14 protein-coding genes and 1 riboswitch are annotated in these 12,741 nt (G+C 32.1%); of the genes, 8 read left to right on the forward strand and 6 right to left on the reverse strand.

Annotated features, from left to right (window positions below; translation table 11 throughout):
* Window positions 1–5: 5 nt before the first annotated feature.
* Window positions 6–326, reverse strand: a complete 321-nt coding sequence (locus tag DTL3_RS04515; RefSeq protein WP_045087709.1) for a stage V sporulation protein S — start codon at window positions 324–326, stop codon at window positions 6–8.
* A 128-nt stretch (window positions 327–454) separates the two neighbouring features.
* A riboswitch (cobalamin riboswitch) is annotated at window positions 455–628 on the forward strand.
* A 73-nt stretch (window positions 629–701) separates the two neighbouring features.
* Between DTL3_RS04515 and DTL3_RS04520 the strand changes: the two genes are divergently transcribed.
* From DTL3_RS04520 to DTL3_RS04530, 3 genes are read left to right on the forward strand one after another with little or no spacing between them, the layout of a single operon-like run.
* Complete coding sequence (locus tag DTL3_RS04520) at window positions 702–1,592, forward strand: ABC transporter substrate-binding protein (protein ID WP_045087710.1); 891 nt, start codon at window positions 702–704, stop codon at window positions 1,590–1,592.
* Window positions 1,589–2,602 carry a FecCD family ABC transporter permease gene (locus DTL3_RS04525; protein WP_045087711.1) on the forward strand — a complete coding sequence of 338 codons (1,014 nt, stop codon included), beginning with the start codon at window positions 1,589–1,591 and terminating at the stop codon, window positions 2,600–2,602. Before DTL3_RS04520 ends, DTL3_RS04525 begins: the two co-directional genes overlap by 4 nt.
* On the forward strand, window positions 2,599–3,369 hold the full coding sequence (locus DTL3_RS04530; protein ID WP_045087712.1) for an ABC transporter ATP-binding protein: 771 nt from the start codon (window positions 2,599–2,601) through the stop codon (window positions 3,367–3,369). The genes DTL3_RS04525 and DTL3_RS04530 overlap by 4 nt, the downstream gene beginning before the upstream one ends.
* 449 nt (window positions 3,370–3,818) lie before the next feature.
* Here the strand turns inward: DTL3_RS04530 and DTL3_RS04535 are convergent, their stop codons facing one another.
* A complete protein-coding gene (locus tag DTL3_RS04535; protein WP_045087713.1) occupies window positions 3,819–6,008 on the reverse strand; it encodes a methyl-accepting chemotaxis protein in 2,190 nt (729 codons plus the stop codon).
* Window positions 6,009–6,569: 561 nt separating this feature from the next.
* Between DTL3_RS04535 and DTL3_RS04540 the strand changes: the two genes are divergently transcribed.
* The 5 genes from DTL3_RS04540 to DTL3_RS04560 are packed head-to-tail and all read left to right on the forward strand — an operon-like array spanning window position 6,570 to window position 10,343.
* Window positions 6,570–7,511, forward strand: a complete 942-nt coding sequence (locus DTL3_RS04540; RefSeq protein WP_045087714.1) for an energy-coupling factor transporter transmembrane component T family protein — start codon at window positions 6,570–6,572, stop codon at window positions 7,509–7,511.
* Window positions 7,512–7,526: 15 nt separating this feature from the next.
* Entirely contained in the window at window positions 7,527–7,895 is a 369-nt protein-coding gene (locus DTL3_RS04545; protein ID WP_045087715.1) for a GntR family transcriptional regulator, read from the forward strand.
* A complete protein-coding gene (locus DTL3_RS04550) occupies window positions 7,876–8,466 on the forward strand; it encodes a hypothetical protein (protein WP_045087716.1) in 591 nt (196 codons plus the stop codon). The genes DTL3_RS04545 and DTL3_RS04550 overlap by 20 nt, the downstream gene beginning before the upstream one ends.
* Entirely contained in the window at window positions 8,463–9,299 is an 837-nt protein-coding gene (locus tag DTL3_RS04555; protein ID WP_045087717.1) for an ABC transporter ATP-binding protein, read from the forward strand. The genes DTL3_RS04550 and DTL3_RS04555 overlap by 4 nt, the downstream gene beginning before the upstream one ends.
* A 36-nt stretch (window positions 9,300–9,335) precedes the next feature.
* Complete coding sequence (locus tag DTL3_RS04560) at window positions 9,336–10,343, forward strand: hypothetical protein (RefSeq protein WP_045087718.1); 1,008 nt, start codon at window positions 9,336–9,338, stop codon at window positions 10,341–10,343.
* Window positions 10,344–10,372: 29 nt separating this feature from the next.
* Here the strand turns inward: DTL3_RS04560 and DTL3_RS04565 are convergent, their stop codons facing one another.
* From DTL3_RS04565 to DTL3_RS04575, 4 genes are all read right to left on the reverse strand, one after another.
* The gene (locus tag DTL3_RS04565; RefSeq protein WP_045087719.1) at window positions 10,373–10,585 is read right to left on the reverse strand and encodes an alpha/beta fold hydrolase; all 213 of its coding nucleotides are present in this window, start codon (window positions 10,583–10,585) and stop codon (window positions 10,373–10,375) included.
* A 14-nt stretch (window positions 10,586–10,599) separates the two neighbouring features.
* A complete protein-coding gene (locus DTL3_RS04570) occupies window positions 10,600–11,925 on the reverse strand; it encodes an alpha/beta hydrolase family protein (RefSeq protein WP_045087720.1) in 1,326 nt (441 codons plus the stop codon).
* A 111-nt stretch (window positions 11,926–12,036) separates the two neighbouring features.
* The gene (locus DTL3_RS09855; RefSeq protein ID WP_269446385.1) at window positions 12,037–12,165 is read right to left on the reverse strand and encodes a hypothetical protein; all 129 of its coding nucleotides are present in this window, start codon (window positions 12,163–12,165) and stop codon (window positions 12,037–12,039) included.
* 18 nt (window positions 12,166–12,183) lie between these two features.
* Entirely contained in the window at window positions 12,184–12,663 is a 480-nt protein-coding gene (locus tag DTL3_RS04575) for a hypothetical protein (RefSeq protein WP_144403473.1), read from the reverse strand.
* Between the last annotated feature and the right edge of the window lie 78 nt (window positions 12,664–12,741).

Consider the following 12,741-nt stretch of genomic DNA (forward strand, 5'->3'; position numbering starts at 1 on the left):
TTACATTATTGTTCTTCGTTTACTTTATTTACTTCTGCTTCCTTTTCTTCTACCGCTTCACCTGTTGATTTTGCAACAACTTTAAATTTAATACCCGTCCTTTTTTCTGAACCAACTTCCACTTCCACAAATCCTGGTATAACATAAATTTCTTTGCCTTTTGCTTCAACAAATCTCTTAGCAATGGCAATAGCCTTAACAGCCTGATTTACAGCACCTGCTCCAATAGCTTGTAACTCAACCTCATCAGTCTTTGATAGAACTCCCGCAATTGCTCCAGCAACCTTGTTAGGTGCGGATGAATGACTAACTTTTAATACTTCCATGTCTTAGTTCTCCTCCTTTTTGGTAAGGCTATTAACTATATTTTACCATAAATTTTAAATAAGTCAAAGAAGTAATTATAATTTATGCAAAAAAAGATTATTCTATGATAAAATATTAAAAGAAAACATTAAACAATTCAATAATCACTGTACTTATACAAGGGAAAACGGTGAGAAACCGTTACGGTCGCGCCACCGTGATCGGGGACGAAACTTACAAAAGCCACTGGGTTTAACCTGGGAAGGCGTAAGGAGTAGAATGATCCGTAAGTCGGGAGACCTGTATAAGTATGAAATATATGTTCTATCTCTTCGCGCCAAAGAGATAGAAAAAATCATTTCAATGGCGTAATAATATTTTAGGAGGCCATTATCATGAAAAAAGGTATAAAAAAGTACGTAGTGTTACTATTGTTAACTGTTTTATCAGTTCTAACTTTTGCTCAACTTGCTTTAGTCGACGATCTAGGAAGGTTTGTCAAGTTTGATTCTCAAGTTCAAAGAGTTGTAAGTGCGGCACCTTTAGTATCTGACTATATTAAGTACTTAGGATTAGAAGAGAAAGTTGTTGGAGTAACAGACTGGGACACAAGTATTGAAAGTGAAAAAATAGGTGACATGTTCCCTTTGAATATCGAAAAAATAATTTCATTAAATCCCGACCTAGTGTTCTTAAGTGGAGGTTTTCAGGAACCTGAAATTGAAAGATTACAACGCTATAATATCAAATCATTTGTAATTAATCCAGTTGGTTTTAATGATATATATAAAACAATTACAATAATCGGATCGATATTAGGTGAGCCAGAAAGGGCGGTAGAAATATCTAATAAATTCAGACAGCAATACTTAGGAATAGCCAAAAACGCCTTTTTATGGACTAAAAAACCAACTGTTTTGTACTTAATGGTACAAAATAACGTAGGAGAAATGTGGACAGCCGGTACGGGATCTTACATCAACGAGCTAATAGCCTATGCAGGCGGATTAAATTTAGCAGCGCCTTATTCTGGAAACAACGGCTTTTTCCAGATAGGCCCCGAATTTGTAGTTGCTCAAAATCCGGATATAATCATAGTTGATGCTTATTTTGAAGGTGATGAAACAGCTAAAAACACATTATTAAACGCCCCACAGTTAAAGAACGTAAAGGCTATAAAAAATGGAAAAATAGTCACGGTAGATGGAAATAAAATGTCTCAAGCTTCACCTTCTATTATAGATGTATTATCTCAATTAAATCAATATTTTGGTGATAATAGATGAAATCAACACAAAAACAAGGGGGGCAACTACCCCTTGTTTTATTTTTAGTGTTTATCAGTTTTGTTCTAATAATTGTTTTTACTTCTTTTGGGAGTGTAAAAATTGATGCAAAAGATGTTTTCTTGTCTCTAATAGGAAAGCAAGAAAATGAAATCTATAAAAATTTAATTGTAAATATAAGGCTGCCTAGAGTAATCGGTACATTTATAGTAGGAGCAATACTTGCTGTTTCTGGTAATGTACTACAACTTTTGGTTCAAAATCCTTTAGCAGATCCATATATGCTTGGAATTTCTTCAGGAGCTAGCTTTGGTGCTGTATTGTACACGGCATTAAACAGTATATATGGATTTACATTGTTTCTTGGTTTAGAAGGATTTTCTTTTTTGTTTGCGGTACTATCTACTTTTATAGTATTATTGATAGCTCGCCAGGGAAAAAGACTTCCAATACTCTCGTTAATATTAAGTGGTGTAATAGTCAGCTTTTTATTTAATTCTTTCACAACACTTTTCACAGTTATGTATTGGAAAAATCTCATTCACGTTAACTTATGGCTTATGGGAAGTACAGGAAACCTTGCGTGGAATTCAAATTTAAAACTACTAACAATACTACTAGTGCAGTTTTTTATTGCATTATTATTTTCAAAAGAATTAAATGTGTTAGCTATGGGAGAAGAGATGGCAGTTTATTCAGGACTCAATCCAGAAAGTGTAAAAATGTTATTAATATTAACAACGGTTTTAGCAGTATCATTTACTGTTTCACAAGTAGGAATTATAGGATTTGTAGGCCTTATAATCCCACACATAGTTAGGATGATTAAAGGACCGTACTCTTTTATCTCAAACCTCTACTCCGTATTTTTTGGAGGAATATTTTTAATGTTTGCAGATTTTATAGCTAGAACATTATTTGCTCCAACAGAGTTACCCATAGGGGTAGTCACTTCTATTGTGGGTGCACCAATTTTCATCTATGTTATGAGGAGAAAAGAAAGATTATGATAGATATTGACAAACTACAATTTACTTACAATAATGGTTTTAACTTATATATAAAAAAGTTAGACATAAAAAAAGGAGACATAGTCTCAATAATAGGACCTAACGGAGCAGGAAAAAGCACATTAATAAAAATAATTAGCAAAATAATAAAAAATTATACAGGTAAGATAATGATAGAAAACAAAGAACTTAGCAATTATTCGTATAAGGAATTATCAAGAAAAATAGCAATAGTTCCACAAGAATTTAATACAACCTTTGAATATGATGTTGAAAGTGTGATTTCAACAGCACGACTTCCGTATTCCAGAAGATTTAGTTTTTTTGAAACACAAGAAGACAAAAAGATAATCAACGAAGTACTTGAATTAGTAGGACTTGTTAAATACAAAAACAAACCTTTTTCCCAACTATCTGGAGGAGAAAAACAGAAGGTAATGATAGCAAGAGCATTTGCTCAAAAAACCCCAATATTACTACTTGATGAATTCTCTTCACACTTAGACCCTGGCTACACACAAAACTTATTAAAACTTGTAAAATCAATGGCAGAAAAAGAAGGGAAAACAGTGTTAGCAGTGTTTCATGACATAAACAGCGCAGCAATATTTTCGGATAAGATCGTAGTTATGAAAGATGGAGAGATTAAATATCAAGGAACACCAAAAGAAATTTTCAAAGAAACACTAATGAAAGAAATTTTTGATATAGAAGTCTATATTATAGAACATCCAATAAAAAAAATACCCCAAATACTATATAAATAAACTAATATAAACCAGCGTTGATTATTAGTTGTAGAGACGTGCTATACGCGCGTCTCGTTTTATTATATTTAGCGTTGATTATTAGTAGTAGAGACGTGCTACACGTGCGTCTCCTGAATTTGATGTTAAACCATGAGACGCCCATATAGGTCGTCTCTACAAAAATCACAAATAATTTTAAATTAATGATTTGAATTTGATAACAATAAATTATATTTAGCGTTGATTATTAGTAGTAGAGACGTGCTACACGCGCGTCTCCTAAATTTGATGTTAAACCATGAGACGCCCATGTAGGTCGTCTCTACAAAAATCATAAATAATTTTAACTACGAATAAACCTAGAGACGCCCATATAGGTCGTCTCTACAAAAAATCATAAAAAATTTAACTACGAATAAACCATGAGACGCCCATATAGGTCGTCTCTACAAAAATCATAAATAATTTTATATTTTAAATATTTCGAATTGATTTTTAAGTTCAGTAGCAAGTATTGTGAGTTCTTGAATGTTTTTACTTATTTCAGAGGTTTGTTTATCTTGTTCTTCTATATCTTTAGCAATTTTGTTGATTCTTTCTGATATATTTGAAACAGAGGTTGAAGCTTTATCCATTGCTTGGGCTATTTCATTAGTTATTTTGGCTTGTTGATCAAAACTGACTGTTATTTCATTAATACTTTCGTTGATTCCTTGAACGTTTTCTAATATGTTATTGAAATGTTCTAAGATAGAAGCGGTTTTTTCTGATGTTTCTTTTACAGTATCATAGGTTTCGTCTGTTGAATTGCTTGCTTCTTGTGTATATTTTCTTATGGTTTCAAGTATTTTAGATATTTTTTCTGTAGAATTTCTGCTTTCTTCAGCAAGTTTTCTTATTTCATCTGCTACTACTGCAAAACCTCTTCCGGCTTCTCCTGCTCTAGCTGCTTCTATTGCAGCGTTTAGGGCTAATAAATTGGTTTGGTCAGTAATAGCGTTTATTGTTTCTACTATATTTCCAACATCTAGCGCATTTTTTGATAGTGCTTTTACTATTTCTGAGGTATCTTTAGTTTTATCTACAGATTTTTTTAGGGTATCCCTCATTTCATCTATTTTCTTCCTGCCTTGTTGGGCGTCTTTTGCTAGTTTTTGAGAGTTTTGTAGTAAGATGTTTAAATCGCCTAGGACCTTTTCAGAGGTTGCGCTAACTTGTTCAATTCCTGCTGATACTTCTTCTAGTGATACAGCGGTATCTTCTGTTTCTTTGTTGGTTTTTTGTGTTTCAAGGGTTAAGGCTTTTGAATTTTCTTCGAGTACTGTAAAAAAACTTTTTAGTTCATTTGATAGATTTTGTATCTTTTTTGAGAATGTCATTATATTTTCTATGGAATTTTTTAATGATAGTGACATTTCGTTGAGTGCCTTAGACATTTCGCCTATTTCATCATCGCTTTCAATCTCAAAACTTGTTGTTAGATCACCTTTTGCAAAGTTTTGTATTTTATTTGTTATTTGTTTAATGGGTTTTACAGTGGCCCTTGAGAAGGCTATTGAACTAATTATAACTGCAATTGTTATTAATCCGAAGATAAGTATGGTGATTTTGGAGAATGAGTTAATTTGTTCTTTTATGTTTGTATATTTAGTTTCTCCTATCATTGCCCAGTTGATTTCTTTATATTTAAAGGGTTGATAGACTGCTAGAACGGATTCTCCTGTGTAATCTGTGCTTTTTATCCAACCTTCTTCCCCATTTAGCGCTTTTATTACCTGTGCTGTTTCAACTTTTTGGGTTAGTATTGTTGGTGTATCGGAGTATATTGAATTACTTCTCATTAATAGGTCTTCGCCAACAACATACATTTGAGTTAGTTCGTTCATGCCAGTTGTATCTTGCATGATTTTATCAATTTGTTCAATTGAGATTTCAAATATGAGATATCCCATTGGGTAGCCAATTGCATTTAGCATAGCTTTGCCTGCAAACGCTTCGGGTTTACCGGTTGGGGGGTATTCAGCAAAGTCGACAAATTTTACGGTTGTATCTTCGGATTGTGTTAGTGAATTGAAGAGTTGATTCAGATTTGTTTCTGAAAGGTCTTGAATTACGTTACAGCCTATATCGTTATTTTTTGATGTAGTGTATATTATGTCACCGTTTGTAGTAATGAAGAGAATATCGTCGTACTCTTTTTCTTTTAGAAGAATATTTAGTTCGGGGTGTACTTTTTCATGTTGGGCACCGTATTCTCTTACTATTGAGTACGATTCGATGAGTTCAAAATTTTTTATGTCTAGTAACGAGTTTAGTTCATTCCTATTTTCAAAAGGGTTATTTGTGATGTACATGTCTTGAAGATATTGTTTTGCATTATTTGAGTATCTTTTGTTTATATTATTGAATTGGAAAAGAAGTAGGTTTAGATTGTTGCTTAAGTCTGGCCTATTTGAAATTATATTTAGATCTTTTTCAATATTATTAAAGAAATTCTCAAAATATTGTTTCTTTAATTCTGAAGAAATTATCAGTTTTTCTGCGCTGTTGTCGACTATGTAGTTGGTAATGGAATATAGTATGATTATTAAGAATGCTATAAAACCAGCGACAAAGAGAATTACATTTCTAGAGACTAACTTTCCTTGAATTTTCAAAGAGGATACCTCCCTTAGTATTTTGGAATTGTTCGGAGAAATAATCCTATATAAGCATAGAGGCAGATGCTTTGTAATCTTTTTTACAATATTGAGCTTATGAGGGATGAATCTGTTATTTGGGTAAGCTGTAATTTTACTGTTTATTTAAGATATTATAACAAATTTTTGTTTGTTAAGTCTATAGGTATTCTTTTTAATACTTGGTAGTAAGGGGAAGAGAAGGGCTCCGCCCTGGACCCATTTATAAAAGCGCTATTTTTGAAATCTTTATTTTGATAGTTATTCTTTTTAATACTTGCTAGCATGGCGAGGAGAGGGCTCCGCCCTGGACCCATTTATAAAAGCGCTATTTTTGAAATCTTTATTTTGATATTTATTCTTTTTAATACTTGCTAGTATGGCGAGGATAAGGGCTCCGCCCTGGACCCATTTATAAACACTACCTAATATTCAATTATTAATAATTTAGTTTGAGAAAAATTAATTTATGTATTGACTTTTTTTCTGTTTTGTGTTATAGTTAACTATAACAATTAGACATGTGAGGTGAGTTAATAAGTGAAAAGAGTTGAGTACTTGTTAAAATTAGTTTTTGCGTTGGTTTTAGGTGTTCTGGCTTTGTTTGCACCTTCAGTTTTTTTAAAAGCTATTTTATCTATTGTTGCTTTAATTCTTTTAGCAACGAATATGAGAAATTACAAGATTTTATTTTTAATTTTATCAATTGTTCTTTTTATAGTCCCTGCTAGTTTCTTTTCTAACTATATTAGCAATAGATCTTTTTGGCGATGGATTAATAGTGATAATTTTTTTCAGAGTTCAAACAATGGTGAAACTTTAAAACCCGATACATATATTGATGCTGCAGATAATTTGATAATATCGGGTCCGGGTTTTAGGATTTTATTTGATGAAACTTCAGATAAGATTTATATTCCTCATGAGATTAAGCAAAGTCGTAGTGGAGATACGTTGAGCTTAAGTTCAAATTCTGTAAATAAAAGTGCTTTTATTGAAGTAGGGACAAAAAGTCCATATAATAGTATAAGAATTGAAGCATCAGGTTTGTCTATTAGTGGGAATCTTACTGTTAAGGATATGAATATACAGACTTTGGGTCTTAGTTCTTATGTTGATCTTCAGGCTACTAATTTTATTGTTAATTGTGCAGGGTTAGATTTAGGTGGCGAGTTATCTGTCGATAATATTGAAATTAATGCAACAGGTGTTAGCTGGAAAGGGACAGTTGATGCCCAGAAAGTTAAGGTTCAAGGTATAGGTATGGATATTAATTTGTTAGTTAAGAGAGCAGAAGATATTGTTATTCAAGCAACTGCATTGAATGGATCTCTTAAATATTTAGATGAGTGGGCAGGTACTAGAAACATGTCAATTTATGTAACTCATGGTAATTTTACTTTAATTGAACCGTCTGATAACGAAGGTTCTTTGGAACTCAATATTAGCGGTATGATAAACGTTGATCGTAAAAAATATTGAGAGGAAGTTGTATATATGTTTTATGAAGTTGACAAACACAGTGGAATTCCGTCTTACATTCAAATAATGAATCAGATTAAGAAGGAGATTATTATAGGTAATCTTAAGAAAGGCGATAGTTTGCCGCCTGTTAGAGAGCTTAGTAAAATTTTCAATGTTAATGTAAATACTATCTTGAGAGCCTTGGAAAGGTTAGAATTTGAAGGTTATTTAGAGGCTCAACACGGAGTTGGATATTTTGTGCGTACAGATATGGATTTGAAGAATAGTGTTTTTAATGAAGTGAGTAGTTTTGTTGAAAAGATGAAAAAAGAAAATATAGATCTTGAGACTATCAAATTACTTTTAGAGGAGGTTTGGAGGAATGAACAATTTTCTGAATAAGTTAGAGGTATTTATTCAAAAAGAGTTTACTGAAAAAAGTGGAAGGATATTTTTGTTCTCATTAATTTTTTTGTTTGTTATACCTCTTCATATTTCGTTTTTGACCTGGTTTTTTGTGTTTTTATTTTTAACAAATATGCTTGGAAGTGATATTAAAAATAAGAAATTTTCGCTTATAATTTCTCTTCCATATTCGTATGCGGAAGTGTTCTTTTCGTCATATATATTTTCACTTTTGATGATTTTAATTCCAGGAACTATTGGAGTAGCGTTTATTAATTTTAGTGCAGTAACAGCTTTTTTAAATATTCTTCGTGCGCTAATCTTTGCGACAGCTTATTATGGTGTTATTTTAATCTCTGTTACTTTAGGTGGAGATAATTTTGGTATTCCTTTTTTAATATTATTGGCAGATTTGATTTTAGGCAGTTTTGGTTCTGGCTATAATGTCAATCCTTACAGGCTTATCAGCCCATATTATCAAGGAAATATATGGGGTAGCTTGATTTTTTCATTAGTTATTTTGTCGTTATCTTTGTATTTATTTGAGAAGAGAGGTGTGAATAAATGATTATAGAAGTGAATGATTTGGTTAAGAATTTTAATTCAAAGCCTGTATTGAATAAGATTAATTTTAAGGTTGACGTTGGAGAGATATTTTCTTTAATTGGTCCTAATGGTGCGGGCAAAACTACTACGTTAAGATGTTTGTATGGCGAATTAAAGCCAGATAGTGGTAGTATAAGATTGTTTTCTGATGAGTTAAACTCGAAAATAAAAACAAAAATATCTGTAATGACTGAAGATAGATTGACTTTCTCAAACTTTAAAGGCAGTGATTATCATAAGGTTTGGAGGATGTTGTATCCAAATTTCGACGATGAAACATTTTCAAATTTTGTGTTGCATTACAATCTAGATATGTCTCAGAAGGTAGAGAGATATTCAATGGGTATGAAAACCTTGTTTTATATAGCGTTGACTATTTCAAGTGGTGCCGATCTGTTGTTGTTAGATGAACCAACTCAAAATCTTGATCCTGTAATACGAGCAGAGATATTAAGTGTTTTGAGAAAGTATGCAAATGAAGCCAACAAAACAATTGTTATTTCTTCTCATGAAATATATGAACTTGAGGAAATATCAAGCTCTTTTGCAATTATTAGAGAAGGAAAGATCTTATATACTGATGATGTGGATTTGGCAAAGGAAAAACATAGAATGATAAGAAAGGGAGAGACAATACCAAGTGGTGAGGTTGTAGCAAACTTTGAGCAAGAGGTATTGGTAAAAACTGATGAAGATATAGGAAGATTCCCAACATTCAATGAAATAGTCTTGGCATATTTAAAGAGCTCTCAAACCTTTGACCCATTTGGGGTTAAAAAGTCATTGGAGAGTTAATTGGTAAGTTATCATCCGAAGGGGGGTGAATAAGATTTGAAAAAGAACATTTATTTGAGTAATTTTATTTTTGCTTTGGTATTAGCTGTGTTAGCTGTTTTGGTACCGCAGGTAGGCTTGAAAGCTATACTAGGAATTTGTTCAGTTTTGTTTTTTGGGTGGAATATGAAAAATCATAAATTTGCTTTTGTTATTTTGGCGTTGATCTTTTTAATAATCCCATCTGTTTCTTTTGCTATTTTGAAGAGCATGGATGTGTCATGGTCTTCACTTTGGGAAAGATGGGGTAAGAATATTTTTTCTAATCAAAACGATTACATGGTTTTAGAACCAGATACCTATATAGATAGTGCAGAAAACGTTTATATTAAAGGGGTAAGTTTAGAAATAACTTTTGATGAAAACTCAGATCAAATCTATATTCCTCACCAAGTACGTCAAAATAGGATTTCTAATACTTTAAACTTAACCTCTGATATTAATAATCGTCATAAGTCTATTATTGTTATAGGGACCAAAAATCCATACAATACAATTCAAATAAATTCAACGTCTTTGCGGTTAAAGGGGATTTTAAAGGCAACGTATTTTAAGACGAATACTACTAGTTTAAATATTGATGCAGATATTGAGACCTCAAATTTCTCTGTTGGTTCAACTTCTTTTCGGTTAAATCAAGAGTTAAAAGCCCACAATGTTCAAATAGATGCAACATCAATAAATATCAATTCAGACATCTATGCCGATGATATTGAAATAGACGGAACTTCTATCAAGTGGTTTGGATATATAGATTCTAGAAATATTAGGCTCGACGGTACTTCATTAAATTTAGATATGACTGTGAATTGCAGTGAGAGTATTAATATAAATGGGACCAGCATTAATGTTCGAATAAAATATGCAGACACATGGAATGGTGACAGGTTCTTAAGTGTTTACGGAACTCACGGAAATTTAAAAATTTTAGAGCCTTTGTCTAATACCGGAAATTTGACTCTTAGAGCTGAGGGAAAGATAAAAGCAACAAGAGATAAATATTAAAAATTATTAAATTATATATGGGGCAAATATTACAACACTTTTTTCAGCCAATTCACGATTTGATCGATTACAGAATCTTCAAAAACTCCTGTATCAGATCGATATAGCTCATGCCCCATGTTTTCTATATACACTATTTCTAAATCTTTTTTCTGTTTTAATTGATTTTCTTTCTCTTTTAACAGCTCGTATGGTGTTTTTAGATCTTGAGTGCCGTTTATTATTAATAGTGGAACTTGCATATTAACAAATTCTTCTACAGTTTTTTTGTTAATTCACTCCATTGTATTAAATAACTACCTTTGTAATAATCTAAATAGACCTTATCGGGGTCTATTTTTCCATTTTTCATGTCGTTATTAACCTCTTTAAGTTGGGCTAGTAAGTTTTCTAGCATAGTTATGGTGTAATCTTGTGATTTATCAACATTCAACTTTTTTAGATAATTGATTTGATAATCTATCTGGTAGACCATAAGATCTGTAATTTCAATTAACCCAGGAGACAGTGCAACGGCGGCTGCAACCTTTTCGCCTTTTACAATGTGAGGCAAAAAAGAACCTCCTTCACTGTGGCCTATAACAATTATCTTGTCTGAGTCAACCTCTGGGATTGTTTTTAGGTATTTTATAGCTGCCTGTGCATCTTTTATAAAATCAAGAGGCATAACGTTTAAGGTGTCTTGTTTGTTTTTCATCATCGTGTAGTTTCGTTTGTCGTATTTTAGTACTATATAGCCGTTATTAACAAGACCCTCAGAAAGCTGTAGAAACGGGGCCATATAGCTTATAGACTCATTTCTATCGTTAGCTCCTGATCCATGCACTAATACAATAGCTGGTATTTTTTCATTCTTTTGTATTTCTTTTGGGAACATCAGTGAACCATTTAATTCAAATTCGTCAAAACTTGGAAAGGTTATCTCTTCTTCAATGTAGCTTTTTTCTTTAACTTCTTTCTTACTTTCTGTTACTTCGATTAATTGAGACGGGATTTCAAGCCTTATAAGTTTATTGTCTTTGAAGGTAACTTTTTGATCTACACCTGGCGATGAAATAACAAAGTTCTCGCTGTCTATATATTTAATATCTATATTTAAAACCGCATAGTCCCATGTTAATTGGTTTAAAACCAGTTGTGGAATAAATGAGGTGTATGTTCCATCTGTTAACTGTTTATAATATATCGCAAATATATGATCTAAAATTAGGTTGTTGTCTAAGATAATTGCATCACTTACTTCATAATTTTTTAGGGATATTCCATCGAAATAATTGTTTATCTTTTGCCCATCATAACTGCTTTTAAAGCTTACTTGTTTTTGGTTGTCTACATAAATATCTAGGTTATATTCTTTAAAGGTCCAATCGTTGTCGTATTTAGTTTGGGCAATGTATTTTACTGTGTTTAGCCCAACTTGCAAAACCGTTGTGGTTTTGCCTGTATAAGAATGGGGGTCGACATCTACAGATATGTTTCCCATTTCAACATTATTTTGATAGACATAATATGTATAAGTTTCAGAAAATATGAACATTGGTACAAGAATTATGGATAAAGTAATTAACATGAGTTTTTTCATTCATTTTCCTCCTTGGATGATATTAATATTTTAAATTCACAAATCTATCTAAAACGCCTATGATTTTGCAGATGATTTTACAGTTCTTTACTTAAAAGCTGATAGGTTTTATCATTTTCCTGCAAGAAGACTCCCACTTCTGTAAGTGGGTGATGAATTGCAGTTATAAAACATACTAAATCCTTTCCTAAACATATAGGGCTTAACTAAATCTGTTTTAACTGGCTTAGACATTTCCATTAGCTTAATATATTCACCTTAGTTCTGTACACCTTGAACTGAATATTTTTTGCTCTCAAAGGTAACAATATCTTTAGGCTGATAAGCGTATCTTTGCTTACGAATATTTCTTCTGCCTTTTGATTTTTTAGCTCCACGATACTTATGAAGATTTTCTTCATTTAAGTTTTTGTTCCGTGTCCTTCTACCACAGAAAAGCTCTTGTCCTGTTTTAATAGACTTATCTCTTATATCAACATATTTTGCATCATAGAACTTTTCGAGTGAACGATTGTTTCTCCTAATTTGCTCAAAATAGATAGGTTCTATTCTCTGTTGATTAATTCCACCTGCTATGCAAAATGCATCGTTATAATGTGTCTTTTCCAAACCAAGACTTACTCTTTTGGATTTTGTAATATAACCGTAAGTGTAGTCACACATCAGCGCATTGACCAATTTCCATCTTATAGTAGACATAAATGTTGCGTCCTTTAATGGTTTTTGAACAGGCTTCATTCCATACAATTTACCTCCATCAAGGTAAGTCAGGCCGAAGCCTGTAGGTCCACATCGCCAATGTTATAGCAGGTTTAA

The organism is Defluviitoga tunisiensis (assembly GCF_000953715.1).
Taxonomy (GTDB): Bacteria; Thermotogota; Thermotogae; order Petrotogales; family Petrotogaceae; genus Defluviitoga; species Defluviitoga tunisiensis.

Excerpts from the sequence above, each read along its gene's own strand:
- DTL3_RS04520 (WP_045087710.1), top strand. The coding sequence starts at position 702 with ATGAAAAAAGGTATAAAAAAGTACGTAGTGTTACTATTGTTAACTGTT.
- DTL3_RS04515 (WP_045087709.1), bottom strand. The coding sequence starts at position 326 with ATGGAAGTATTAAAAGTTAGTCATTCATCCGCACCTAACAAGGTTGCT.
- DTL3_RS04565 (WP_045087719.1), bottom strand. The coding sequence starts at position 10,585 with ATGCAAGTTCCACTATTAATAATAAACGGCACTCAAGATCTAAAAACA.
- DTL3_RS09855 (WP_269446385.1), bottom strand. The coding sequence starts at position 12,165 with ATGGAAATGTCTAAGCCAGTTAAAACAGATTTAGTTAAGCCCTATATG.
- DTL3_RS04550 (WP_045087716.1), top strand. The coding sequence starts at position 7,876 with ATGAACAATTTTCTGAATAAGTTAGAGGTATTTATTCAAAAAGAGTTT.
- DTL3_RS04530 (WP_045087712.1), top strand. The coding sequence starts at position 2,599 with ATGATAGATATTGACAAACTACAATTTACTTACAATAATGGTTTTAAC.
- DTL3_RS04545 (WP_045087715.1), top strand. The coding sequence starts at position 7,527 with ATGTTTTATGAAGTTGACAAACACAGTGGAATTCCGTCTTACATTCAA.
- DTL3_RS04575 (WP_144403473.1), bottom strand. The coding sequence starts at position 12,663 with ATGAAGCCTGTTCAAAAACCATTAAAGGACGCAACATTTATGTCTACT.
- DTL3_RS04570 (WP_045087720.1), bottom strand. The coding sequence starts at position 11,925 with ATGAAAAAACTCATGTTAATTACTTTATCCATAATTCTTGTACCAATG.
- DTL3_RS04525 (WP_045087711.1), top strand. The coding sequence starts at position 1,589 with ATGAAATCAACACAAAAACAAGGGGGGCAACTACCCCTTGTTTTATTT.
- DTL3_RS04555 (WP_045087717.1), top strand. The coding sequence starts at position 8,463 with ATGATTATAGAAGTGAATGATTTGGTTAAGAATTTTAATTCAAAGCCT.